At 67.6% G+C, this 24727-nt stretch carries 22 protein-coding genes and 1 pseudogene; 7 read left to right on the top strand and 16 right to left on the bottom strand.

The genetic code is table 11. The annotated features are described in order from the left end of the window. Positions 1-123: 123 nt before the first annotated feature. Positions 124-846, top strand: coding sequence for an ISAs1 family transposase (locus GobsT_RS27425; RefSeq protein ID WP_010035860.1), 723 nt, complete (start codon positions 124-126; stop codon positions 844-846). Then, positions 827-1117, top strand: a pseudogene (locus GobsT_RS27420) (ISAs1 family transposase); the annotation flags it as partial. The gene GobsT_RS27425 and the pseudogene GobsT_RS27420, both read left to right, overlap by 20 nt. Here GobsT_RS27420 and GobsT_RS41250 read toward each other — a convergent pair. After that, the gene (locus GobsT_RS41250; RefSeq protein ID WP_238323535.1) at positions 1078-1602 is read right to left on the bottom strand and encodes a POTRA domain-containing protein; all 525 of its coding nucleotides are present in this window, start codon (positions 1600-1602) and stop codon (positions 1078-1080) included. The pseudogene GobsT_RS27420 and the gene GobsT_RS41250 sit on opposite strands and share 40 nt — an antisense overlap. Here GobsT_RS41250 and GobsT_RS38230 point away from each other — a divergent pair. Further along, a complete protein-coding gene (locus GobsT_RS38230) occupies positions 1498-1923 on the top strand; it encodes a hypothetical protein (RefSeq protein ID WP_168217241.1) in 426 nt (141 codons plus the stop codon). The two genes, GobsT_RS41250 and GobsT_RS38230, sit on opposite strands and share 105 nt — an antisense overlap. A 39-nt stretch (positions 1924-1962) precedes the next feature. Here the strand turns inward: GobsT_RS38230 and GobsT_RS27410 are convergent, their stop codons facing one another. The 8 genes from GobsT_RS27410 to GobsT_RS27375 all read right to left on the bottom strand — a co-directional run bounded on the left by GobsT_RS27410 (position 1963) and on the right by GobsT_RS27375 (position 9948). Then, a complete protein-coding gene (locus GobsT_RS27410) occupies positions 1963-2352 on the bottom strand; it encodes a metallopeptidase family protein (protein WP_197905152.1) in 390 nt (129 codons plus the stop codon). A gap of 69 nt (positions 2353-2421) precedes the next feature. Beyond that, a complete protein-coding gene (locus tag GobsT_RS27405; RefSeq protein ID WP_010035870.1) occupies positions 2422-3681 on the bottom strand; it encodes a TIGR02996 domain-containing protein in 1260 nt (419 codons plus the stop codon). 22 nt (positions 3682-3703) lie between these two features. Further along, complete coding sequence (locus GobsT_RS27400; RefSeq protein WP_010035872.1) at positions 3704-4972, bottom strand: TIGR02996 domain-containing protein; 1269 nt, start codon at positions 4970-4972, stop codon at positions 3704-3706. A gap of 99 nt (positions 4973-5071) precedes the next feature. Beyond that, positions 5072-6094: a S1C family serine protease gene (locus tag GobsT_RS27395; protein WP_010035874.1), complete on the bottom strand. Its 1023-nt coding sequence runs from the start codon at positions 6092-6094 to the stop codon at positions 5072-5074. Positions 6095-6333: 239 nt separating this feature from the next. After that, complete coding sequence (locus GobsT_RS27390; protein ID WP_010035876.1) at positions 6334-7167, bottom strand: alpha/beta hydrolase family protein; 834 nt, start codon at positions 7165-7167, stop codon at positions 6334-6336. A 17-nt stretch (positions 7168-7184) separates the two neighbouring features. Continuing rightward, positions 7185-7574, bottom strand: a complete 390-nt coding sequence (gene gloA2, locus GobsT_RS27385; protein WP_029600710.1) for an SMU1112c/YaeR family gloxylase I-like metalloprotein — start codon at positions 7572-7574, stop codon at positions 7185-7187. Positions 7575-7636: 62 nt separating this feature from the next. Next, on the bottom strand, positions 7637-8719 hold the full coding sequence (locus tag GobsT_RS27380; RefSeq protein WP_010035880.1) for a Gfo/Idh/MocA family protein: 1083 nt from the start codon (positions 8717-8719) through the stop codon (positions 7637-7639). Positions 8720-8844: 125 nt separating this feature from the next. After that, complete coding sequence (locus GobsT_RS27375) at positions 8845-9948, bottom strand: alpha/beta hydrolase (protein WP_010035881.1); 1104 nt, start codon at positions 9946-9948, stop codon at positions 8845-8847. Between the two features lie 218 nt (positions 9949-10166). Between GobsT_RS27375 and GobsT_RS27370 the strand changes: the two genes are divergently transcribed. Continuing rightward, positions 10167-11633, top strand: a complete 1467-nt coding sequence (locus GobsT_RS27370; RefSeq protein ID WP_010035882.1) for a hypothetical protein — start codon at positions 10167-10169, stop codon at positions 11631-11633. An 18-nt stretch (positions 11634-11651) separates the two neighbouring features. Here the strand turns inward: GobsT_RS27370 and GobsT_RS27365 are convergent, their stop codons facing one another. Then, positions 11652-12896 carry a TIGR02996 domain-containing protein gene (locus GobsT_RS27365; protein ID WP_010035883.1) on the bottom strand — a complete coding sequence of 415 codons (1245 nt, stop codon included), beginning with the start codon at positions 12894-12896 and terminating at the stop codon, positions 11652-11654. A 342-nt stretch (positions 12897-13238) separates the two neighbouring features. Next, positions 13239-14507 carry a TIGR02996 domain-containing protein gene (locus GobsT_RS27360; RefSeq protein ID WP_010035884.1) on the bottom strand — a complete coding sequence of 423 codons (1269 nt, stop codon included), beginning with the start codon at positions 14505-14507 and terminating at the stop codon, positions 13239-13241. 170 nt (positions 14508-14677) lie between these two features. Between GobsT_RS27360 and GobsT_RS27355 the strand changes: the two genes are divergently transcribed. After that, complete coding sequence (locus GobsT_RS27355; RefSeq protein ID WP_010035885.1) at positions 14678-15916, top strand: hemolysin family protein; 1239 nt, start codon at positions 14678-14680, stop codon at positions 15914-15916. A 110-nt stretch (positions 15917-16026) separates the two neighbouring features. Here GobsT_RS27355 and GobsT_RS40010 read toward each other — a convergent pair whose 3' ends face one another. Then, a complete protein-coding gene (locus tag GobsT_RS40010) occupies positions 16027-16776 on the bottom strand; it encodes a hypothetical protein (RefSeq protein ID WP_232068423.1) in 750 nt (249 codons plus the stop codon). Between the two features lie 803 nt (positions 16777-17579). Between GobsT_RS40010 and GobsT_RS40005 the strand changes: the two genes are divergently transcribed. Continuing rightward, positions 17580-17987 (top strand): hypothetical protein, encoded by a 408-nt coding sequence (locus GobsT_RS40005; protein WP_033197879.1) that lies wholly within the window; start codon positions 17580-17582, stop codon positions 17985-17987. 70 nt (positions 17988-18057) lie between these two features. On the opposite strand, the gene GobsT_RS27340 is transcribed toward GobsT_RS40005, so the two are convergent. From GobsT_RS27340 to GobsT_RS27330, 3 genes are all read right to left on the bottom strand, one after another. Continuing rightward, complete coding sequence (locus tag GobsT_RS27340; RefSeq protein ID WP_010035895.1) at positions 18058-18492, bottom strand: GNAT family N-acetyltransferase; 435 nt, start codon at positions 18490-18492, stop codon at positions 18058-18060. Then, the gene (locus tag GobsT_RS27335; RefSeq protein ID WP_010035900.1) at positions 18492-19889 is read right to left on the bottom strand and encodes a sulfatase family protein; all 1398 of its coding nucleotides are present in this window, start codon (positions 19887-19889) and stop codon (positions 18492-18494) included. Before GobsT_RS27335 ends, GobsT_RS27340 begins: the two co-directional genes overlap by 1 nt. 246 nt (positions 19890-20135) lie before the next feature. Continuing rightward, positions 20136-21353 (bottom strand): transposase, encoded by a 1218-nt coding sequence (locus GobsT_RS27330; protein WP_157506574.1) that lies wholly within the window; start codon positions 21351-21353, stop codon positions 20136-20138. Positions 21354-21843: 490 nt separating this feature from the next. Between GobsT_RS27330 and GobsT_RS27325 the strand changes: the two genes are divergently transcribed. Continuing rightward, on the top strand, positions 21844-22632 hold the full coding sequence (locus GobsT_RS27325) for a fatty acid desaturase CarF family protein (RefSeq protein WP_010035906.1): 789 nt from the start codon (positions 21844-21846) through the stop codon (positions 22630-22632). A 260-nt stretch (positions 22633-22892) separates the two neighbouring features. Here the strand turns inward: GobsT_RS27325 and GobsT_RS27320 are convergent, their stop codons facing one another. Beyond that, positions 22893-24614, bottom strand: a complete 1722-nt coding sequence (locus GobsT_RS27320) for a hypothetical protein (protein WP_148087887.1) — start codon at positions 24612-24614, stop codon at positions 22893-22895. Positions 24615-24727 lie beyond the last annotated feature (113 nt).

Raw genomic sequence — 24727 nt, 5'->3', positions numbered from 1 at the left:
ATCCGGGGTGCAAGCCGAACGGCGTCAGCGGCCCGCGGGCGACAGGGCCTTTCCTTATTTCACCTTGCTTACACGAGGGAACGTGGCTATGTGGGGCGCCTTCTCGCAGCCAGGAAGGTACCCATGTCTCCTTGCACCCTGGTCGATGCCCTGGCGGCGGTTCCCGATCCCCGCAGCAAGCACGGCCTTATCCACCCACTCGCCCCCTTCCTCGGACTCGTCGCCCTCGCCATGCTCATGGGGCGCACCAGCCTCAATGGCATCGCTCGCTTCGGGCGACAGCACGGACCCGCCCTCGCCCATGCCCTCGGCTTCCGACGCGGCAAGACCCCGGCCGTTTCCACGCTCTCCCGCACCCTGCGACGCTTCGACGCCGACCAACTGGAGCACGTCCTCTCGTACTGGATCGCCAGCCGCGTCGACCCGGCCGCCTTCACACACATCTCCATCGACGGCAAGACCCTTCGAGGCTCTCGCAACGGCGCGATCCCCGGTCAGCACCTGCTGGCCGCATACGCCCCCACCGTCGGTGCCGTACTCGCCCAGGTCAAGGTCGATGCGAGCACCAACGAGCACAAGGCCGCCTTGACGCTCCTCGGCATTCTGCCGCTGCGAGGGAAGGTCGTGGTCGGCGACGCCATGTTCTGCCAGCGAGACCTGGCCGAGGAGGTGGTCGGGGCCGGCGGCGACTACGTGCTCACGGTGAAGGACAACCAACCCGGATTGGGGATCGACATCCGAGCCGGGTTCGCCTTCGAGACCGCCGCCCGATCGATCGCGGCGGCCACTTCCCCCTGGGGATCGGCCTCCGCCCGCCCCGAGCCGCATCGCCACGACCGTCGATAAGGGTCACGGCCGCATCGAGAAGCGGACGCTGCAAACGACCTCGATTCTGACGTGCTCGCCGACGTGGGCGGGGGTGAAGCAGGGCTTCCAGTTGACGCGTGAGCGGACGGTCCGAGGCCAAACGACGGTCGAAGTGCATTTCGGCATCACGAGCCTGTCGGCCGAGAAGGCGGATGCGGCCACACTCCTGAACCATGTGCGGACGCACTGGCGCATCGAGAACGAACTGCATTACGTGCGTGACGTGACACTGGGCGAGGACGCGTGTCGTGTGCGCATGGGGCACGCACCACAGGTGCTGGCGGCGCTGCGGAACGCCGTGGTGCACCTGTGGCGTGAGGTCAAGGCGGTGAGTTGCCCGGAGGCGATCGAGCGGCTCCAGATGGACCCGGCAATGGCCAAGGGACTTATCGGAGTTACGTAGAGTGAATCAAGGAAAGGCCCTGCCGCGGGCGACGGCCGGGGAAGTTCCGGTCCGGTGAACGGCACCGGCTGCGGCTCACTCACCCGGATGTGAAGGTCCTTCAACTTCGAATCCAGAATACAGGGTTCCACCTCGACCGTAACGTTTTGGAACCCGGCCTTTTGGAGCTTGGCCCGGATCTGTTCCAGTAACCGGTAGTGGAGCACGTCCCCCGGCACGAGTGACAAATGACCCAGGATGACCTTATCGGGCGTGCTGGTGTTTCCTTCGATGAGAATGCGCCCCACGCGGTCCGGCTCGGCGGCTTTCGGAGCGACGCCGAGCTTCTGCATCCGCTCGGTTTGTTGTTGGAGCTTCTTGCGGAGCGCCTCGGTCAGCTCCTTTTCGCGCTTCGCCAGTTCGGTCTGCTGGACGCGGAGCCGTTCGAGTTCGGTGAGCAGGTCGTCAATCGACTTTTCAGTCTGCGGCGGAGGCACGGGCGCTGCCGGCGGCTCAATCTGCGGCGGGGGGGCCGGTCGCGGGGCGACCGGGAACACGATGGTCGGGTACTTCTCCTGAGCAAGTGCGGCTCCGGGTGCGATTGCCAGGGCGATCGATATGAGCAGGATTCGCACGCGCATGGTCCCTCCGTGGAAGCTGGGACCAGAATTTAGTCGTATCGAAGCAAGACGGTCAAGGCCGAACCGGACCGGTCATCCGCCGAACGGGTCGGGGTTGTCGTCGAACCGCTCCAGGTCGCGGTCGGACCAGCCGAAGTGGTGCGCGATCTCGTGGACCACCGTTTTGCGGATCTCGATTTCCAACTCGCGCGGGTCGGGGAAGTCGTCTTCGAGCGGGTTGCGGAAGATGATGATGCGGTTCGGGTTCTCCAGCATCTCGCTGGCGCTGGCCCCTTCCAGCGGCATGAAGTAGCCGTACAGCGAGTCGCCCGCCTCGATCTCCTCGTCGGTGAACCCCGCCTCGCGGAGGAACTCGTCGGACGGATCGTCTTCCACGTCCACGACGACGTTATCGAGGTGCCGCTTGATCTCCTCCGGCAGGGACTCGATCGCGCGGCGCACCACGGCGGCGAACTTCTTCATGCTCATGCCCATACCGTTATGCTCGCGGGCGGGCCGGGCCGCGTCAACGGCGGCTCCGCGTAACGCGGCCTACCAGGGCACCTCGCCGGCCGTGAACACGGCCGCCGCGCCGAACTTCTTCTGAAGTGCCGCCCGGCTCTCGGCCCCTAGGCCGTCGCGGTCGAGGACGAGGGCCGTAAGGTCCGGCGGGACCGGGGCGTTCAGCAAGTGCCTCACCCCGGCGGGTGAGAGCGTGTTGTTCCGCAAATCCGCCTCCACCAACCCGTGCCACCATCGCGCCTGCGTGACGTGCCGCACCCCCTTATCCAGCAGATGGCACGAGTTGAGGTTGATCGCGCGCAAGGCCGGCAGCGCGTGCGACAGCGACAGCAGCCGGCTCGACCGCGGGCTGAGCCGGTTTCCGCTCAGGTCGAGCCGTTTCACGCCCGCCAACCGGTCACTGCGGGCGAACGCTTCCAGCCCCTCACGCGCCCCGAAGCCCGTTAGCGTGAGCTCGCGCACCGCGCCCGGGAGCCGCTCCGCCAGCACTTTCAGCCCGTCCCCGCCGAGCGGCTCGTTGGTGAAGTGCAACCCATCCAGTTCTGACGCGACCGGCCCGGCGAACAACCGCCGCAGGTGCTCCGCGGTGATGCCCATGTTCGAGAACGACAGCCGGGCCAGCGGCCCGCCGGTGTTGAGCGCGTCCACAAGCGCGCTGAGGGACTCGTACCCGGTGTGGAAATGGAGCCCGCGGGCCGTGTGCCCCAGCGGCGAGCGGAACAGGTCTTCGATCACCTCCGGCATCCCGGCCCCGCTCGCCCGGGCGAAGTACAGGTCCGTGATCCCGGCCGCGGCGGGCCGGTCGCGGAGCGCGAACAGGGGCTCGATAGGGCTGGTGGCGAACGCGACCTCGCGGAACCGCGTCACGCATTCCGACGCCGCGATCCGGCGCCAGTCGTCGAGGGTCGTGGGCCAGAACATGAGCCGACCGATCGGCTGCCGGTCGAACAGGGGCTCCACGAGCGTGTCCCAGAGAGCCGGCATGTGTACCCGGACGGACCACCCGAACCCGCGGCGGAACGGCATGTCCCCCCATGCCAGCGCCGACCCTTCGAGCTTCGGGAGGGTGCTGCGGAACGGGGCGCCGCTCACGACGTGCGGGGCGTGCCACCGGCACCGCACCGCGAACGGCTCCCACGGCGGCGTCTGCGCCAGCCGGATCTGATCCCGGATGAACGCCGCGCGGGCCGCCTCGTCGTGCTCTTCGAGGTAATCGGCGAAGACGAGCCGCGGCGTGTCCTCGTCGGGCTGCGCGCAGATCGCGCTCAGGAGTGCGTCGCGGTCAGACATGGCGGCATCTTATGTCCGTGGGTCAGATCCGCACCCGGTCGCCCATCTTCTCTTTGAGCCGTTCCAGCACCTCGGCCGACGCCGGCGAACCGGTCAGGTCCAGCAGCACGAGCGTCCCGAGCAGCGGGGATTCGAGCAGCGCGCGGACGCCCTCGTCGCCGACCATGCAGTACGACAGGTTCAGGTACAGCAGTCCGGCGAAATGCGGCGACCGGAACAGCGCGGCCGAACCGGCGTTGCCGATTGGGTTATACGCGAGGTCCAGCACCCGCAGGTTACTCACCTCGTGGCACGCCGCCAGTTCCGCCGCCAACGCCGAACTCACGTGGTTCCGCCGGTACCCCAGCCGCTCCAGCCGGCTGAGCGTCAGCGAGGTCGAGAGCCACCGGAGCCCTTCCGCGCCGGGCGCCGTCTCGCTCAGGTCCAACTTGCGCAACCGGTCGAGGGGCAGCAGGGCGACGGCCTCGTGCCCCGCCCGCCCGATCGGGTTGACGGCCAGCGCGAGCCGCTCCAGCCCCTCCGCCGCGAACGAGGTGAGCAACCGCTGAAGGTGCGCCCCGGACAGCCCGGACTCGGCGAGCCCCAGCTCGCGGAGCCGCACCGGGTGCGCGACCTGGGCGAAACTGTTGACGAACGCGCCCCCGGCCCACTGCCGGCCGTCCAGGTCGAGGCGCGTGAGCCGCGCCAGGAACTCGGACCGGGTGAGAACCGGGAGCGCCGCGCTCGTTAGCCCGTCGCTCCCGGCGCTGAACCACCCGATCCCGACCGCGTGCGGGGACTCCACCAGCAACTGAAGAGCGGCCGGGCTCAGTTGCGTCTGGCGGATGTGCAGGCCCGCGAGCCGGCCCAGGTGTGGCGAGCGTGCGAGGGCCGCCCAGTGCGCGTCCGGGTTGGCGAACGTGAGCACGCCACCGGGCACCTGCGGCAGCACCCGGTCCGCGTTGGCCAGAAGCTCGCTCGGGCGCAGCCGGACCCACCACGGGAACCCGCGCTTCAGCACCCCGCCGGCGCGCTCCGGGGTCAGCACCTCCGGCGTGTGGGTCACGCGGATCCAAGGCTCCTGCTCGCGCCGCGGCTTCTCGATCAGCTCCCACCGGAGGCGCTCCGGGTCGCACTCGGGGCGCGCGGACATCCCGATGTCGTCGCGAATAAATCGCGCCCGGGCGTGGGCGTCGGCCGGGATCGGGAACGTGCCCGCGTGCTCGTCGAGCCAGTCCGCGAACGCGAGCCGCGGGGTGTCCTCTTCGGGCTGGGCACAGATCGCGCTCAGGAGGGCGGCGCGGTCGGACATCGGGCCTCTCAAAGAGTTTCGGGATCGCCCCGTCGCGGGCCGCAATTGTAGCCGCCCGCGCGGGGCGGCGTCGATCGACGTTTCGTGCCGCCCCGGCGGTTACCCGCGCACCGGGGTGGGGTACTCGCCCGGCACGGCCGTGCGCTCGAGCCGCCGCCCCTCGCGCAGCACCGCCACCTTCGCGGGCATCCCGACCGGCAACTGGGTCAGCGCCCGGTGCAGGTCGTCCACGCTCGCGACGGGCCGGTCGCCGAACCCGATGATGATGTCGTCGATCCACAGCCCCGCGTTCTGGGCCGGGCCGTCCTCTTCGAGCATCAGGATCTCGACGCCGCTCTTCTGCTCCAGGCCGAACTTCGTGCGCAGTTCCGGCGCGACCGGCACCTGCCGGGCGTGCAGCCCGAGGTACCCGCGGATCACCCGCCCGTGCTTCAGCAACTGCGGGAGGATCGTTTTCGCGGTGTTGACCGGCACCGCGAAGCAGATGCCTTGCGCCGGCTGGATCACCGCGGTGTTGATCCCGATCACCCGCCCGTGCGAATCGACGAGCGGCCCGCCGCTGTTGCCGGGGTTCAGCGCCGCGTCGGTTTGGATGACGTTATCGACCAGGTGCCCCGACACGCTCCGGAGCGTGCGGCCGAGCGCGGAAATCACGCCCGCGGTGACGGTGGACTCGAACCCGAGCGGGCTGCCGATCGCCACTGCGAGCTGTCCGACCTTGATCCGGGCCGAATCGCCCAGTTGCGCGAATGGCAGCGCCGTGCCCTCGGCCTGTACCACGGCGAGGTCGGTCCACGGGTCGTTGCCGACCACCCGCCCGGCCATTTCGGTCCCGTCGCTGAGCCGCACCCGCACCTTGTCGTGCCCCTGAACGACGTGGTGGTTGGTGAGGAGGAACCCGTCCGGCGCGAACAGCACGCCGGACCCGCTGCCGCCCCGCTCGCCGCGGCCGACGCGCAGGTTCACCACCGCCGGGCGTAGCTTGTCCGCGACGCCCACAACGGCCCGCGAGAACGCATCGAGCACGTCCTCGGGCTCGGGGGCCGGTTCGCCCTTGGGCCGCTCCGGCGCGCCCGCGTCCTCGCCGCCGTTCGTAACAAAGTGCTGCCAGAACCGAGACATGGTCGTCACCTTTCGTTCGGGTGACCAATTCTACGCTCGCAGGGCAACAGACAGCCGCTCCCCGTTCTCCCTCCCTGAAAGAATGCCGTCGAGAAATGGACCCACGTGGTCACCGTGCGTCGCGCTGTGTCGTTCGGGTACGAGTGCCGCGCACCCTGCGTACCCGAAAGACCGGTCGAACCTCCCGTTCTCGAACATCAGCCTCAGTTCCCGGGCGCGGCCTCAAAACCACGCCCCCGTCACTTCTGAGCGGCCAACGCCTCTGTGAAAAATTTCACGACCGGTGACACGTCTTTCAGCCCGTGCGGGTGGTGGTCCTGGCCCGGTTTCACGACCCGCTCGACCGGCCCGCCGAGCGCCTTGTACCGGTCGTACACCAGTTCCGAGTTCTCGACGTGCGGCACCACGGCGTCCTTGTCTCCGTACACCAGGAGCAGCGGGATTTTGGCCTTCGCCAGCGGGGCCAAGTTGTCCACCGGGTTCAGCTTGTACTTCAGCGCCTCGTCGTCGGTCTTGAAGCCGTAGGCCGCCAGCATCTTTTTCCACTCGGCTTCCGACCCGGGTGACGCTCCGAACCTCTTCAGTTTGCCGCCGGGCCAGCTCTTGAAGTCGCACACCGCGTTGTCCAGGTACACCGCCAGGGTCTTGTCCGGGTGTGTGGCCGCCCAGTTCATGCAGTACAGCCCGCCCCGCGACAGCCCGATGAGCCCGGGCTTCGGGTGCAGTCCGTACTCCTTCACCAGCGCCTCGTGAAACGTTTCCCAGTGCTTAACCGCCTTCGGCGCGCCGAACAGGTCGGGCACCTTCAGGTACGCCAGGTGCCACCCGGCCTTCACGAGCGCCGCGTCGGCGTCGGCGAACGCGCCGAAGAACTCGCCGCGCCACACCCACGGGCGCCCCGGGAGCGGTTTCTCCGGTGTGACCACCGTCGCGTCCAGAGCGCCGACCTTGAAGTCGTGGCGGGCGAACCCCTGCCACTTTGTCGGCGCCCCCGGGAACGGCTTCGGGTCTGCGCCGCGCGCCGGCGCGCCCGTTACGAGAGTGAGAACGAGAACGAACGCAAGGTGGCGCATGAATGACTCCGGGAGAGCTATCGTTCGTACAGTTCGAGCGGAAGCCCGTCGGGATCGGCGAAGAAGGTGAACCGCTTCCCGGTGTACTCGTCCACCCGGATCGGCTCCACGTTCACGCCGTGCGCCCCGAGGTGCGCGACCGCGGCGGCGAGGTCGGCGACGACAAGCGCCAGGTGCCGCAGCCCGCACGCCTCCGGGTAGCTCGGCCGCGGCGGCGGGTTCGGGAAGCTGAACAGCTCAACCTGTGTGCCGTCCGGCAACCGAAGGTCGAGCTTGTACGAGCCGCGCGACGCGCGGAACACCTCCGACACCACCGCCAGCCCGAGCACTTCGGTGTAGAAGTGCTTCGAGCGCGCGTAGTCCGAGCAGATGACCGCGACGTGGTGCGTGCCGAGCAAGATGGCCATGCGGTTCCCGGGTGCGGGGTCGTCTGCGCGCCGGCGGGGCGCGTTGCGGTGCTGGCCGCGCGTCAGCTTTTCGGTGACAGCCCGCACGCCCGGAGGAGCGTCTCCTGCACGGCCAGGTCGTGTTCGGGCGGGAAGTCGTGCGGCTTCTCACCGCGGATCACGCGGGCCATGTCCGCGGCGTCGCCCACGTACCGCGCGTACTTCGGGAACGTCACCTCCTGCGTGCCCTTCTTGTACCCGTCGCGCGCCTGAGACAGCGACACCCGCGCCGCCGGGTTGTCGAGCGGCTGAATGTGGAACGTGCCCTCCGTTCCGCACACGACGAGGTGCCGCCGGTCGCCCCCCTCCACCTCCAGCGCGCTGGACTTCACGCTGGCGATGGCCCGCGGGTAGCTCAGCACCGCTAACATGTTGTCGAGCAGGCCGTCGTCGAGTTTGGCGGCGTGCGTGCGGAACCCGGCGACCTCGTTCGGCCGGCCCAGCACGCCGACGACCAGATCGAGCACGTGACAGCCGAGCTCGAACATCATCCCGCCGGGGTACTCGGCGTGCTCCTTCCGCTGGGCCGGCGGCACCACCTTACTCATCACCGCGTGGACCTCGAACACCTCGCCCAGCCACCCCTTCTTGAGGAACTCGCGGAGCAGCACCACCGCCGGGTTGTAGCGGTACATGTAGCCCATTTGCACCATGAGCTTCTGTTTGGTCGCGGCGTCGAGGGTGCGCTTCAGGTGCGGGAGCGACTCGCCGGCGGGTTTGTCGATGTGGACGTGCATCCCGGCGCGCACGCACGCCTCGGCGTTGTCGAGCAGGTCGCGGATGCGTGTCTCCACCAGCACCGCCTGGAGGCCCGGCGTGGCCAGCAGTTGTTCGCGCGTGAGCCACTTCAACCCGCGGTACGCGGGCGTGTTCTCGGCCCGCTTGCGCAGCGCCTCATCGGGCTCAACGATCCCGACCACCTCGTAGTCCGGTGAGTCGCGGTACACGGACAGCTTGGTGGCGTGCGCGTGGGCGACCCCGATCTGCCCGATCTTGATCGGCTTCGCACCGGCCTTGGGAGCGTCCGCGCGGGCGGCGGCGGTCCCGCCGAGGACGGCCGCGGTGCCGAGGTGCGTCAGTGCGTCGCGTCGGGAGGGTGCTGCCATGATGTTGCTCGCGGGCGCCGGCACGATGCGGCGGGTGGCGTGAAGGCTCGGGCCGGAGCCTGACGGTAGTCGTGGTGCGCGGGGAAGTCAAACTCCTTCCGCACACCACGAGCGGGCGCGCCCGCTCACTTCGACTTGTCCTTCGGAGCGTACCCCTTCCACACCCACTCGATGGCGTGCGGGAGGAACTGCGTCTGGGCATTGCCGACGCTGTGCCCCGCACCGCGACAGAACAGGTACTGGTACTCGTACCCCTTGGCCTTCAGCACCTTGGCCATCCGGTGGTTGGCTTCCACCCAGTCGTGCATATCGTCCCGCATTACGTTCGGGTTGAGCAGGTCCTGGTCGCCGACGGAGATGAACAGCCGGATCGGCTTCTTGGGCTCCTTGGGGATGAGGGTCTCGTGGAACCCCCAGGCCCCGTCCGGGAACTTGGGGTCGAACGGCCACGCCTGGTTCACGAACGTGCCCGAGGTCGTGAGCACGCGGTGGTACAGGTCGGTGCGGAACCAGGCCATGATGAGCGCGGCCGAGCCGCCGGAGCTGTTGCCCATCGCGGCGCGCCCGTCGGGGTCCTTGGTCAGCTTCACCTTGCACCCCTTCTCGACCCGCGGCAGCACTTCGGTCTCGATGTACTCGGCGTAGTCGCCGTTCATGTTGTCGTACTCTTTGCCGCGCTCGTGCCCCTGGGCGTCGCCGCCGCCGTTGGCGACCCAGATGACGACGAGCGGCGGGATCCGCTTCTGGGCGATCAGGTTGTTAAAGGTGTTCAGCAGTTCCGCGCTCGGCTTCCCGCCGGGGCCGTCGTGAATGACCTGGAACGGCATCTCGTCGCCGGCCTTATGTTGTGCGGGGATGTAGACCGTGATCTTGCGCTTGTAGTCGATGGGGTGCGTCTCGACGATCAACGTCTTCGGGTTCTTCGGATCGACCTTCCCGAACTCCTTCCGGGCGATCCCGGGGTTGAACAGCTTGGTCTCCTTGGAATCGATCACGAACTGCTCCACCTTCCCCTCGGGCACGCCCTCGACCCGTTTGCGCTCCGGCGCGGGCACGTACTTCGGCCCGATAACGAAGTTGTCGTAGGCGTCGAGCGGCGGGAGTTCGCCCTCCTTCAACACCTTGAACGGCGGGGCGCCCGGGTCGTCGAACTTGCGCACCGGCGGCGCGGCCGGTGAAGCGGAGCACACGATGACGGTGGCCAACATGGCCATTTGCAGCTTGCGCATGGAGAGTCCTTGTCGTTCGTTCCCTGTTGCAGGCGCGGGATACGCCGTGGCGTCCTATTTACCCGATCTGGTGCGGCGTTGCACCATTTGCCCCTCTAATCTCGAACCACCTGGCAACCACAACCGTCGTCGTTCTTCGCCCCGACCGCCAGCCGCGGTTGCGTCGGCCGCCCCCTCTCGCTATGTTCCCCGGCCGATCACACACGGGGACGGGAAACATGAGCCGGGCGGATCACTGGGCGGCGCCGTGGCTGCTGGGCGCGTGTGCGCTCGCGTTCGCGGCCTTCAGCGCGTGGCCGTTCGCGTCCGGGTGGAACGACGGCAGCCGGCTCGCGTCGGTCGAGTCGCTGATCGAGCGCGGCACGTTCTGCATCGACGACAGCGTGTTCCTGCACCCGCCGGCCGGGCACTTCGACCGCGGCACCCCGCCCTACGACCCCGACAACGCGCTGTTGCGCCGCGGCACCAGCGACAAGCTGCTGATCGACGGCCGGTACTACTCGGACAAGCCCCCGCTGGTGAGCGTTCCGCTCGCGGTCGCTTACCGCGGGCTGATGGCCCTCGGGCTTCCGCACCCGGGCGACCGCCCCGACGTGTTCGCCTGGGTCATCTGCGTGCTCCTGAGCGGGACCGGGTACGCGCTCGCGGTCGGGTGCCTGTGGGTACTCGGAACCCGGGTCGGGCTGTCTCCCGGGTGGCGGCTCGCGTGGCTCGCGGCGTTCGCGTTCGGCACCGTGCTGCCGGCGTACACCCGTTCCGCCAACAACCACATCGCACAACTGGGCGCGGCGGCCGCGGTGTGCGTGCTCCTGTGCCGGATCGCCGACCGCACGGCCGAAGGGCGCAGGGCGTGGCTCGCACTCCTTGGCGCCGGGCTCATCGCCGGGTTCGCGTACAACCTCGACTTCGGCGTCGGCCCGCCGCTGGTCCTCGCGGTTCTGGCGGCGGTCGCGGTGCGCACCCGCCGGGCGCTGCCGGTCGTGGTGTGCGGGCTGGGAGTCGTGCCGTGCGTCGTGGCCGGACACGCCATCAATTTCGCCATCGGCGGCGACTGGCTGAAGCCGCTCAACATGCACCCGGAATACCTCGCGTGGCCCGGCAACCCGTTCGGGACCAACATGACCGGAGTGGTGCACAAGCACTTTTTCGCCCAGTTCCTGTACCTGTTCGACCTGCTGTTCGGCAAAAAGGGCTTCCTGACGCACAACCCGCCGCTGCTGCTGGCGGTCATCGGCGGAGCCCGGGTCTTCCTTCGCCGCGGGGCCGCGATCCCCGATCGCGCGGAACTGCTGGCGCTGTGCGGGTGGTGCGCGGCCGGCTGGCTGGCATACGGCGTCCTCTCGAAGAACCTCGGCGGCGGGTGCGTGTCGATCCGCTGGTTCGTGCCGTTCCTGGTGCCGGGCTTCTGGGCGCTGGCGGTCGTCCTGAAGGCGCGCCCGGAATACCGGCCGGACTTCGCCGCGCTCGCGCTGTGGGGCGCCGGGCTCGCGGTCAGTGCGTGGCTCGTCGGGCCGTGGTGGGTCCGACTGGTTCCCGGTTACTGGGCGGTGTTCGGCGGGTCGTTGCTCACCTGGGCCGTTGTCCGCTGGCGCGCGGCCCGAACCGCACACCCGGATGAGTCCGCCACCGCCGGCGCGGCGAGCGCCCGGCTTTGGGCCGCGGTGCGGGGCCGGTCGCGCGCCTGAGACGCAGCGCGGCCGGCATCAGAGGAACACGCGGTCGCCGAACCGCTTCCGCAGCCGGGCGGTGGCGGTGGCCGTCAGCGTGTTGCCGTACAGGTTCAGGTACAGCAACCCGCCCAGCCGTGCGCTCTGGGTGAGCGCGTCGGCACCGTCATCATCGATTCCCACTTCCGCCAGATCGAGCACCAGCAAGCCGGACAGGTTCTCACCGCCCGCGAGGGCCGCGGCGCCGCGCCCGCCGAGCCGGTTCCCGTCCAGGCCGAGTATTCGCAGGTTCGTGCGGCCGGCCTGGGACAGTCGCTCGGCGGCGGCCGACGGAAGGTTGTTCCCGCCGAGGCCGAGGCTCCGCAACTCGGGAAAGAAGCTCGCCCCGGTCAGCGCATAAACGCCCGCGCCGGTCGGACGGGTGCGGATCAGGTTCAGCGAACGCAGGTTCGGCAGAGTCGCACCCGCGAGCGCCTCCATCCCTTCCGCGCCGAGGTTGTTGTCGCTCAGGTTCAGTTCCTCGACCGTCTCCATCGCGGCTGAGGCCAGTAGCGGGGCCAGCGCCGCATCGGTAACCCGGTTCGAAGACAAATCGAGCTTCTTGAGCCGCGGCGGCTTCGCGAGCCGCGCCAGCGCCCCAACGAGTGACCCGCCGCCCTGCCGGTCCTCGCGCACGCTCAGGGCGGTCAACTGGTCGAACACGCGGCTCCTCACAACCGCCGTTATGGCTGGAGAAGTCGTCAGTTGTGCGCCCAGGTGCAGTTCGGTGAGCCGGTCAAAGTGGTTTGAATCGAGTAACCGTCGCAACGTCGGTCCGCCTGCCCCTTCGACCAGCGACAGTGACCGCAGCCGACCGAGCCACCCGCACGCGGCGAGTTCGGCCATGTCCGCGACCCGCGCCCCCTTTAACTCCAGCGACTCAATGGGGTACTGCGCGAACAGGTCGTCGGCGTGGGCGACGAACGTGGCCCCGTCTCGCGACTGGATGGCCCCGGGTAGTCCGCGGCGGAACGGGTCTCGCGCCCACGACAGCCCCTCGGGCAGCGGCGGCAGTTCTGTGATCCAGCGCCCGCCGTCGGCTTTCTTCTTCTGGTTGTGGTACTTGGCTTGAACCGCTTCCGGTTCGTACTCCGGCACCCGGGCCAGTTCCACGTGCGCGCGGACGAACGCCGCGCGCCGCGAATCGCCCCCCTCCTCGAGCGCGTCCGCGTACACCAACCGCAGCGTGTCGTCGTCGGGGTTCTCGAGAACGGCCCGGTAAAGTGTGTCGCGATCGTTCATTTGCGTTATTTTAGCCGGCGCCGGTCCGCGCGGGGCGTTCGGCGGGAGCAACCCGCCGCACCGCGCGGCTCTGTAATTCCGATGGCAGCGAGCGTGTTACCGGTGCGAATTTCGGCTCGGGGGTGCCGGCCGGTTCGGATGCGCGACCCGGGAACCGGGCCAAAAACGCGCGACACGTGGGTAGCGATTACCCAGCCCGAACCCCCGCTCCGCGGTAGCGAGCGCCCAGCTCCTGTGCCAGCGAACGCCACCACCGACCCAGTCGGCGTCGTCGCAGTGCGTTGGAGATGTGTGCGCCGGTCGACCGCGCCTTTATCGCAGGTGGGGGCGGTTCTGCCGGCGCTACCAGTTGACGCGGTCGCCGAACCGCTCCCGTAGCGCGGCCTGTGCGGCGGCGCCGAAGGGGCGCCCGCTGCGGGTACTGAGGTCCAGCCGCAACAGCCCGCCCAGGTATGGGGATTCGGCCAGCGCCAGCGCCCCGGCGTCGCCGATGTCGGTTTCGCAGAGGTCCAGTTCGAGCAACCCGGCGAGGGCACGCGCCCCGGCCAGATCGGCGGCCCCGGAGTCGCGCACGTGGTTGTTCGATAGGTTCAGTGCCCGCAGCCCGCGGAGCGCAGGGGCGCCCGCGAGCGCCTTCACCGCGTTCGGCCCGAGCGCGTTGTTCGACAGGTCGAGCTGCCGTAGCCCGGCCAGCCCGCCGGCCTCGGTCAGGGCCTTGACCCCGAGCACGCCGGGGCGGGTCCGACTGAGGTTCAGGGTCCGGAGCCCGCGAACGATTCCGCTCGCGGCCAGCGCGGTCAGGCCGTCCGCGGCGAGCGGGTTGTCGCTCAGGTCGAGGTGCTGAAGCTCGCGGACCGCGGGGAGCCCGAAGAGCGCCTCGGCGTCGGCCGCGCCGATCCGGTTGTTCGGCAGCCCGAGCCGCGACAGCGCGCCCGCGCGGCGGGCGCCCCCCAGCGCGTCGACCAGGAGCGCCGCGGGGAACGCGTTGGCGCTCAGTTCGAGGGCGGTGAGCCGGGCGAACAGTGCCGACTCGGCCAGCGCGCCGAGCCCTTCGGGCGCCAGGCTCTCGAACTCGAACCCCAGCTCGGTGATGCCGGCGGCGTGCGGGGACCGCGCGAACTGGGCCACGTCGTCGGCGCCGAACCAGCCGGTGGAGAAGTTGAGCCGGTGCAGCCGGGTCAGGTGCGGCCAGTCCGCCAGGGCGGCGAGGTCGGGGCGGTCGCGCGAGTCGACGCCGAGCGCGCGGATCGGGGCGACCCGGAACAGCGCGTCGCCGGTTTCGAGCAGCGCCGCGAGCGACCGCACCCCCACCTTCCACGGGAACCCGCGGCGGAACTCGAACTGGCGCCACTCGCACCCCGCGGGCAGCCCCTTCGGCAGGGTGTGCGCCATGCACCACCCGGTCAGCGCGTCCGGGTCGCGCTGGCGGGCCGTCACGCACACCGGGTCGTAGGCGGGGAGCCTGGCCAGTTCCACCTGCGTGCGCACGAACGCGGCGCGCCGGTGCTCGCCGTCCTCGTCGAGCAGGTCGGCGAACGCCAGACGGGGGGTGTCCTCGTCCGGGTGCGCGCAGATGGCGCGGTACAGTGCGTCGTGCGAGCTGGTCGTCAAGTGCGGCGGTTCCTCCGGCGGCGCGTTTCGTGAGTAGTTTACGCGGGTCGTGCGGCCCGCGCCTATGCCAGTGGTCGGGGCCGCTCCCGTCCGCGCGCCGGGCTCCGGGTGCTAGAATGAGCGGCGCCCCCCGCTCTGTGCGGGGATTCGCCCGATAAGGAACTGTTCACGTGGCTGCAAGCTCCGCAGAGTCGCTCACACTCCTGGCGACCGACCCCGCCGGGGGCGAACTGAGTACGCCGCTGTTAATTGTCGGACTGGCGGCGATTCCGGTGCTGGTCGCAATCAACGGGTTCTTCGTCGCGGCCGAGTTCGCGCTCGTCGCGGTCCGCAAAACCCGCGTCGAAGAACTTGTGAACCAGGGGAAGGTCGGGGCCGCCGGGCTGCTCGCGGCGGTCAACGACCTGAACCGGAGCGTGGCCGCGTGCCAGCTCGGCATCACGGTGGCCAGCTTGGCCCTCGGGTTCGTCAGCGAGCCGGCGATCCACCGCCTCATCCACCCGCTCATGGCGGACCTGCCCGCCGAGTGGGGCCGGGTGCTCTCGATCGCCCTGACGCTGTCGCTCATCACCTATATGCACGTCGTGTTCGGGGAGCAGATGCCGAAGCTGGCGGCGCTCCAGTCGAGCGAGGCGGTCGGGCTGTGGGTGGCGCGGCCCGTGTACCTGTTCGGCGCGGTCACGGCGCCGCTCATCAAACTGATGAACGGGTCCAGCGCGTGGTTCCTGCGCCGCCTCGGGTACCGGGAGGACGCCGAAGAGGGGGAGGTCCACACGGTCAACGAGCTGCGCCTCCTCGTGGAGGACAGCGAGGAGGCGGGCGAGCTCGACTCCGACGCCGCGGACATGGTGCGGGGCGTGTTCGGGCTGGCCGACAAGGTGGTGCGCGACTGCATGGTGCCGGTCGAGAAGATGGCGGCGCTCGACGTGGCCACCCCGCCCGACAAGGTGCTCGAGATCGTCCGGCTGGGCGCGCACACCCGGCTGCCGGTGTACGAGGGGACGACCGACAAGATCGTCGGCATCGTGAACACCAAGGACCTGTTCTTCCTGTTCAGCACGTCGGGGGTGGTGCTGCTGGAGGACGCGCTGTACCCGGCCACGTTCCTCGACCCCGGCGAGTCGGTCTCGAACGCGTTCCGGCTGTTCCGCAAGTCGCACCGGCCGATGGCGCTGGTGCGCGACGAGGCCGGCAAGGTGCTCGGGCTCATCACGCTCGAAGACGTGCTGGAAGAGATCGTGGGGGACATTGAGGACGAGCACGACGTGCCGGTGCCCAAGCTGAAGCTGGCGCGGCGCCGGGCCGCGGGGCCGGGCGGGAGCGGCCTGGGGCGGTCCGGAATGAACCCGACGCTGAAAGTGCGCCCCGCCGCGCCGCCCGCGACCGGCGAGCGCCCAGCCGGGAGCTAACCGCCGCCCCCTGCCAAGGGCGACCGCGGCGCAGGGGCTGGAGATGCAGCGCGGAGAACGCTGCCGCGGTAACGGGCGCTGATCCGATTCGATCGCCCCGGCGTTCGTTACTACTCCTTGCCCAGCACCAGATCCACCACCCAACACCCGCGCACATGCGTGCACTTCGGATCGCGGCAGTGTTCAAGTACCTCGGGGCTGTCGCACCCGGCGTCCTGAAGGGCATCGGCGAGGATCAGCATCGCGCTGAAATCCCGCGACCCGTACATACCGGAAGCGAGCGCCACGGCACTATCGGAGCGCCAGGAAGGAGAGAAGGAGACAGGGCGGAACGGGTTGCCGAAGATGCACCGCATAAGGTCCGCCTGCCCAGCTCGCTCGTTCAGTCCCGTCACACGCTTGAGATAGTTGCCGATCGCTCCGGCCTGATGATCTGGGAAATCCGAAAGCGAAGCGGCTTCCGCAGCGTGATAAGCCACGAGCTGCGCCCCGCGAACGGCTTCACACGGCCCACCGGTGTAGGTCACCGTGGTGTACGTTGCCGCCTGAGCAGCTTCCCAGTTGCTCTTTCTCATCCCAACGGCCGCGTCGGAGAAACCGGAACCGGGTTCAGACATACCGGCATAAACGCTGTAAGAGGCGTCATTAGCCGCGAGCCGTTGAACATCGTCCCGCTGTCCATCTGCATACCACTCCGCCACGTCAACAGCCATTTGGCACCGCGAGTCCGCAATCAGATACAAAATGCGACGGCAACAACCACAGGCGAACAACCGTAGTTTTCGTGCGCTCGTCGCTTCTGAAAAGGATGCCAGCATCGGTACCGCGTCCATTGCCACCAGCCATTGCTCTTCCGTCATCAACCGCCCTCTGATACGCGAATCGACCGTTGGTGTACGTTTTGGTTGTTGTCTTTGTGGCACAGGCATTCTTCAGTAGTTGCCACGGTGGTTGAGCGGCGCATGAGTTTCCGTGACCATGGGTTGTGCGCCCAACTCATTGAGCGGGGTTTGCCATGCGCCGTTCCCGATGTACCGCCGTCGCGGTGCGGAGCCAACACGCCTGGGCCGGGGGGGGGCCGGCGTGCTGCACCGGACCGACGGTGCGTCGGTGACCCGGGTGCCGGCGGGTCGCGTCGGTTCTGCGGGTGGCCCTCTCGGCGGTCGCCCGGCGGGTCGCGGCCGTGGGCCGGGGATCTGCCGCGGGACCGGGACACACTGTAGCTGCACCTGGCCGCCGGGTTCCGTCGGCACTTCCCGCGGTCGTTCCGGGAGCACCCGATCCCGATCGCCATCGGCACCCACCCGCAGCCGTTCGACGGGGACTACGAGAACACACCCGGAGTGGTCGGGGGCAAGCCCAAGGACGGGGCCAAGTGGTTCTGGGGGTACGCCACGGCGGTGGCCCTGGTGCTCTGTCACCGGCATACCTTGCGGCTCACCGGGATGCGCCCCGGGGACACACCTGACGCCCGGGGAGAGCGGCTCCGGGCCCAGCTCGGGTGGGCCGGGGTGAAGGTCCGGCACGTGCTCCTGGACCGCGGGTTCGACTCGGCCCGGGTGGCCAACGCGTTGGCCCGACGCCCGCTCCGGTTCCTCCTCCCGATGGTGCGGCGCGGGAAGGCGGTGCCGCCGCTGTTCCGGCGCGGCACCCGGGGTGGTTCGTGCACACCATCCGGTGCTGCAAGTGCCGGGCCGATTCGGCCACCGTGCGGGTGGCCGTGGTGCCCGGACCCGACGGCCGGCGGCCACTCGTGTTCGCGTGCTCCGACGGGTTCGACCGGTTGCCCCGGGTGGTGTTAGACTACCGCACCCGGTTCGGGATCGAGACCTCGTATCGGCAGTTGGGCGAGTGCCTGGCCCGTACCACCAGCGACGACCCGGTGTACCGGCTGCTCCTGGTCGGGGTGAGCCTGCTGATCCGCGCGTGGTGGATGACCGAACGTACCGTCACACTCGCCACCACCTGCCGGGACCTCATCATCATCATCTTCACACCCGACACCGCCACCACCACCACCGGACCAATGGCGCAAACCCCAGCAGCGACCGAACTACCGAATACGCCGTAGCCGTGGCAACTACTGAGGAATGTCTGTGCCACAAAAACAGACACGGCCACTCGGACCGTGAATGAGTGGCCTACGCGCTACCGTTTCGCGGCTGTCGCGGGATCGTCCAGCAGGAATCACGCTTCGTCAATCCGACGTGCGGGTAATAGGACTCTGCCTTCGGTGCCGCGAGCAGCACCAGCATCGTGTGCAACCCGGCGGCCTCGTGGGTGTGTCGAATGAGTTCGCGCCCGATCCCGCGCCGCTGGAACGCCTCGTCGACCGCGAGGTCCGACAGGTACGTGCAGTAGGCGAAGTCGGTGATGGCCCGGCTGACGCCAACCAGCAACCCGTTGACCCGGGCGGTCAGGACGAGTTGCGCGTTGGCCAGCATCGCGTGCATCACCTCGCGGTCGTGGACCGGGCGGCGCTCGGCCAGCGAGGAGCGCACCAGAACGTCGATGAACTCATCGACCGACAGACCGGGTTCCGTTTGGTAGCTCACTGCGGTCGGTTCGATGATCATTAGTTTCCTTTCTTGGGCGGCGGGTTCCATTCGGCCCGGAGTGGTTTGGCCACAGTCAACGGCGCCGTGTCGCCGAACCGCTGCTGTTCGGCCCCGAGCCGCGCGAGCAGTTCTTTCATGCGGGCGGCGTGTTCGGGCTTGGCCGACAGGTCGGTCACTTCGTCCGGGTCGGTTTTGAGGTCGAAGAGCTGGGTTCTGTCGACTTGCGGGTAGCGGATCAACTTCCAGCGGTCGTCGCGCACCGCCCGCTGAACATTCTTGTAGCCGAACATGAGGTGCGGTCGTGCGGGGTGGGTCGGATCGGTCAGCACCTGCGAGAACTCGAGCCCCTCGCTGGTTTGCGGGCCGGGCACGCCGCACAACTTCCCGAGGGTGGGCAGCACGTCGAAGAGGTAGCACATCGCGGCCGTTCGCTTGTTCTCGGCGATCCCGGGGCCGGCGAGCACGAGCGGCACGCGCAGCGAGTGTTCGTAACAGTTCTGCTTGCCGATCAGGCCGTGGCTGCCCCGAGCGACGCCCGAATCGGCTGCGAACACGACGATTGTGTTACGGGAGTGGGGGGACCGATCGAGGGCGTCGAGCACGCGGCCTATTTCGGAATCGAGGTACGAAACGTAGCGGTAGTACTCGGCAATCATCTCGCGCACCTTCTCGGGGTCGCGCGGCCACGCGAGCAGGGCCTCGTCCCGGACGCTCATCTCGCCGTTGTTGAACGGGTGCTGAGGTAAGAAGTTGGGCGGCAGTTGGATCTGTTCCACGTCGTACCGAATGGGGAAGTCGTCGGGCACGATGTGCGGGTCGTGGGGCGCGTCGAACGGGACGTAGCAGAAGAACGGCTTCTCGTGCTTGCGGTTCAGGAACTTGATGGCCTCGTCCGCGAACACCGCGCACGCGTGCTTGGGCGCCAGTTTCGGGGCCGCCAGCTTGCTGCCTTCGATGTCCGCGAGCGGCGCCTTCAGCGGGTCCGTCATTCCGCCGGCGAAGATGCCGCGGGCCTCTGGGAAGCAGCGCACAAGCGACTTTTCGCCGTTGTGCCATTTGCCGGTTGCGAACGTGCCGTAACCCGCCTTTGCGAAGGCCTCCGGCCAGGTTTCGTCGCGCAGGAGCTTCTCATCAATGCGGAACAGGCACCGGCCCGATAACAGCATCGCTCGCGACGGCACACACGTCGCCCCGTTCAGCCCGCCCTGCATGTACGCGCGATCGAACGACACACCGCGCTTTACCAACCGGTCGAGATTGGGGGTTCGGATGCGCGTGTTGCCGAGGGCCGAGACCGTGTCCGCACGCTGATCGTCGGCGAACAGGAACAGGACGTTCGGCCCTTTTGTGTCTGCGGCCCGAGCGGTTCCGGTGGCGCAAACGGCGAGCGCGAGCAGCGCGACGGCACAGCGCATGAGCGCATCCGGTGGTCAGGATCGGGTGCGGTGAGAACGCAACTTACCAGCGCGTGTGGGCCTCGTCCAGATGCCGGGTGCCGCTATGATTTCTGAAGTTTCCCGGACATTCCATGTTCCGTGACCGTTACGAACGTCGCGTGTACGCCTGTGATGCCGCCGGCCGGGTTATTTCATCGAAGCGAGTGGGGAAGGGGCGGGCTAAATTGACATCGAAAATGAGACTTCTCGCTGAACGCGACAACTTCATGATGCCGGCTTTCTGGTCTCCACACCCTTCGACTGTGTATCCGGCGTGACCGCGGTTTGTTTTTGGGTCAAGCGTTGTTGGTGCCAGCGATCCAGGGCCAGGACGATGAACCGGACGATGGTCCTTCGCCGACGCCATTTGTACCGCACCTTTTCCAAGTATCGGAGGCGCCGATTGGTGCGCTCCACGTGGTTATTGGTCCGAACCCGTCGAGCGTGGGGGCTGTGCAGGAACGCCATCATCTTGTCGAACTTCTCGGCGCTCAGCAGTTCCAACGCCGAGGACAGGTCGGGATCGGATTGGTACTGTGCGTCTCGGACCAGAGCCGCCCGACGGCACCGCGCTTGATGAGGGCTTTGCTCGGGGTCGAACAGCCGATAGATCCGAAGCGCGAACGCGCGGAGCGCCCGCAGCGCGGGCAGGTAACCGAACATCTGGCTGAGCCAGCGGCGTTGTCGCCCATCCAGATGTTCGGGTCGGGTCACGATCAGGTGCCGATGCTTCCACACGAAGTGCCCTTGCTCCGTCTTGGTCTTCCCGCGGCGTGCCCGGGCCTGTTTCTGGGCCTTGCTCGGCCGGCCCCGACGTCGCTTCCGTCCCCCTTTTCGGGCGAGCGCGCGTCGGAGCCGTCGCAGGGCATCGAAGACATGGGTATTGATGTCCTTGAGGACATGGAACACGCACAGCTGGTGACGGGCGTGGGGCCACAGGTCCGCCAACACGGTGGGGTACAGGTTCGAGCCATCGGTGACGACCACTTGGGGCAAGAACCCGTGGTTCCGCAGGTTGTTCAGGAACCCACGCATATGGGCCTGATCGTTGGCCGAGACCACGGCGAAGGCCACCGGGAAATCGCCGATCGGGTCGGTGGCCAACAGGAGCGTGCGGTGGCCCAAGTGCAGCTCGTCGATGCACAGGGTGCCCGAGAAGTTGTCAAGCGTCCACTGGCGGTACCCGGGCATGTCGGTCTGGCGCACCTTCCAGTCCAGGCAGTCCGAGAGGAACCCGTCGGACAGATCCAGGAGGAAGTCCCGACGCAACGCCTGTTGGAGCCGATGGGCGCTCATGCCGTCCTCGAGGAGTCGGTCGATGACGGCCTCGCGAACGCGGTTGGTGTACTCGGCTCGAGGTTCGATCCCTTCGATCTGAGAGCGGAAGGTCTTGCAACAGGCACAGGTGGCGCGGTATTCTCCAACGGTCAACTCGAGGAACACGATTTCCCCGTAGGCGATGTCCCGAACGCGGCGGGTGTGGGTACCTTTCCGCCGTCCCCGTTCTCCGCACCGGGGGCACGGGAAGGTCTCCGGGGCACAACTCTTCGACACAACGCGCACATGAGCGCGGTCCATGCCGGTGTCCTTGATGGGTTGGTGTGGTAACCCCCAAAAAGGCACCGGCTGGACTCTTTCACAAGATCAATCACCGCAACGCAGTACCCGCTGTCGCGTCCAGCGAGAAGTGTCTCGAAAATCGTTCCGATAAAGTCGTGTCCTGCTGTCCGATCGAACGGCGTTCGTGAAGCGTTCCGTTCGGAATCCCACCGACATAGGCAGGCGGTCAAGAGCGCGGAAGTGGCTAATTTTTCAGGAATATGACGCCACGTCCGGCGGCACGTTGTGGGGAGTACGTACAACGGAGAAGGTGCACACCGGATCGCACTGCCGGTTCGGTGCAGACTCGTGGCACACTGTGAGACAAATTGGAATGAAAATACAGCGAACCCGAGCAGCGGATGTATCGGAGTTCCCGGTACTCCCGAGCGAGGTGTTTTTTGTTCTGGCTGGGATCACGTTGGTGATCGTCAGCTTGGTTCGTTTCGTTAACGCGCCCGGCTTTTGGGACTGGCCGACCCTGGTCCTCATCCCGCTCGGGTTGCTCGGTGCGGACTTCGTTTCCGGCTTCGTACACTGGGCCGGTGACACGTGGGGCACCCCCAAGACACCGGTCGTCGGGTGGCGGTTCGTGCGGCCGTTCCGGTTCCACCACGCCTACCCGCTCGACATGGTCAAGAGTAACTTCTTCACCACGAACGGGGACAACGTGCTCGGCGCTTCGCCGTTCCTGATCGTCCCGCTGTTCTTCCCGACCGAGCCGATCGGCTGGCTGTACGCCGGGGTGTTCGTGTGGGCGATCGGCGCGTTCGCGATGTGGACCAGCCAGTTCCACCTGTGGGCGCACATGAAGCACCCGCCGCGGTTCGCCCGCGTGCTCCAGAGCTGCCGGCTGATCCTCACCAAGGACCACCACCAAAAGCACCACAAGTTGCCGTACCAGGCCAACTACTGCATCACCACCGGCTGGTGCAACCCTTTCCTGACCAACATCTACTTCTTCCCGGCGCTGGAGTGGGTCGTGTCGCGGGTGACCGGCATGACGCCGCGCCCGGACGAGGGCGGCAACGACCCGGCATTTTACGAAAAGCTCAAGGCCGAGGCCGCCGCGAAAGAGGCTGAAGAGGCGGCCTCGGCGAAAACCCAGGACGCGGTATCTTGAGCCGCCACTCAATTTCGTAGGTACCTCCAGCGGCCCGCAGTTGGGGCCGCTGGTTTCCATTTCGGCCCGTATTCGGCGCGATCTTCTTTTCTGACGTGTAGCCGCAACGCCAGCGAGACGCAGCGGACCTATCCGGCACCAACACCCTCCGCCCCAGACTGCCGAGCGGACCCAGGAGGGGGTGCTGTGTTTCGCGGACCCTTTTGTCGGTCGGGCACGCTCCGGAGCGTCTGGCACGTCCGTGAGCGGAAACCGCTGGGTCAGTATGCCGGGCGGGTCACAGGACCCTCGTCGCTCAGTAACGCGTGTAGCGCGGACGAATATAAGACGTGTCGCACGTCGCGCGGCTGGTTATCAACAAGAACCGTGCGTTTCATCAGTCGCACCCCGTGGCTGTAATCCACGTACGTTTCGCCGTGAACGATCGTGAGCAGCTGAATGGCTTTTCCGTCGAGCTTGTGCCACCCGTAAATGGCGACCCGACCGGGCTTCTCGGTCAACCGGTTCGACACCACCACATCTTTCTTGATCCCTGCGGCCAGTTCGCCGAGCTTCCGTCCGCGGCGCTGCTCCTCGATCAACACGTTGTGCTTCAGAAATGTCGACGGCCGTTCGCGATCCTCGGTGAGCGGTTTCGGCTCCAATTTCACTACCGCAGCTCGGTACACTTCGTCGGCGACTTTCCGGGTCGGCACCGCGCACCCGAAAGCGTCTGCAATCCGGGCTGCGGTTTGCGGAGTCATAGGCACACGGACGAAATCGGCGTCGCTGCCTACCGCAAGGTAATCCGGCATGACCTCGAACACCACGGTGTGTTCCTTCCCGCTCGCGTCGCGTGCCTTCGTGGTGATCTTTTGAAACGTGCGTAGAAATTCGGGTACGTTCCCGCGGAGTATTTCTCGCGCGATCACCTCTTCCCGCTCCAGGAGGGGGAGCTTGTCGAGCGATTTAAAGAACGCGGTTCCTCCGGTCGCGTCGGCGGGGCGTTTCGGGATGCCCGGTCCGGGCTGTACCCACGCGGTGAACGTCCGCGGCGCGCCGAACGTGCCCCACTCGGGTTTCACGCCGGGATCGGTCAGGCCGCGCAACAACCCGTTCATTTCGCCCACCAGCGCGGTGTGTAGGATCTTGTTTTTGGGGTTCGCGTGAACCAGTAGCGCGAGCTGACCGCCGAGCGCGGTACAGGTTGTCACGTCTCCGGCTTTGGTCTCTGCGAACGTCACGTCTTTTGCGAACCGCGTGCGCATGCGCTCGGTCGCGCGAAAGGTGCCGCCGTCCGGTCCGATTACCTTCTTCCCATCGAGTTCGATGTTCCGGTCGTCGTATGCGATCACGACGAGCCGACGAGACGTGTCTCCGTTCAGCCACGAGAGCAGTTTTTCGCCGTGCTTATCGGCGTCACTGTAGGAGTAGTTGGCGTCGAGGAATACCATTCGCTCGACCCAATCCGGGATACGATCCGCGTTGTCGAGGAGCCCGAACAGAAAGCTGCCCCCGCCGCTGTGCCCGGCCAGCGACACGCGCGCACTTACGCCGGGAACCCACTGGCGCAGCACATCGACCACTTTGCGAACCCGGTCGGGGCCGTCCTTGTAGCGGCGCTTCCAGGCGGGCCAACTCAGCCCGTCGGCTTCGACGCACACCAGGACGATGTTCTCGCCGGGGCGGACCTCACGGAGCTTCCGCACCTGGGCCGCGACGTGTTGAATATCGAAGTGCCAGTCGAGACCGGGGCCGGTCGCGCAGCCGAACGTTTGCTCAACAGAGTTGCCGTTGGGGGTCGCGTAGATGACCAACTGGGTCGGTTTCTTCGGGTCGAAGTTCGCAGGCGCATTTGCGATCGCGCGAACACCTTCTGTGACCCACTCTTCACGCACCCGTTCTTCAAACCACGCACTCGTGCGAAAGCCCGGTAGCGGGGGCGTGGTTACCGGATCGGCGGCCGGCGCGACGATTGTTGCGGTCAGAAGTACGGGCAGCATCTTGAACCTGCTTTCGTCGCGGGGGCTGCGGTACTTGACCACCTATGTTCTGGGCGGCTCACTGTTCACGGGGTGATCGATCAGTCTACTTGCCAGCGGGCAGAGCGGTAGCC

Origin of the sequence: Gemmata obscuriglobus (assembly GCF_008065095.1) — a bacterium.
In the GTDB taxonomy this organism is placed as follows: Bacteria; Planctomycetota; Planctomycetia; order Gemmatales; family Gemmataceae; genus Gemmata; species Gemmata obscuriglobus.
This window is presented reverse-complemented; position numbering and strand designations above follow the sequence as displayed.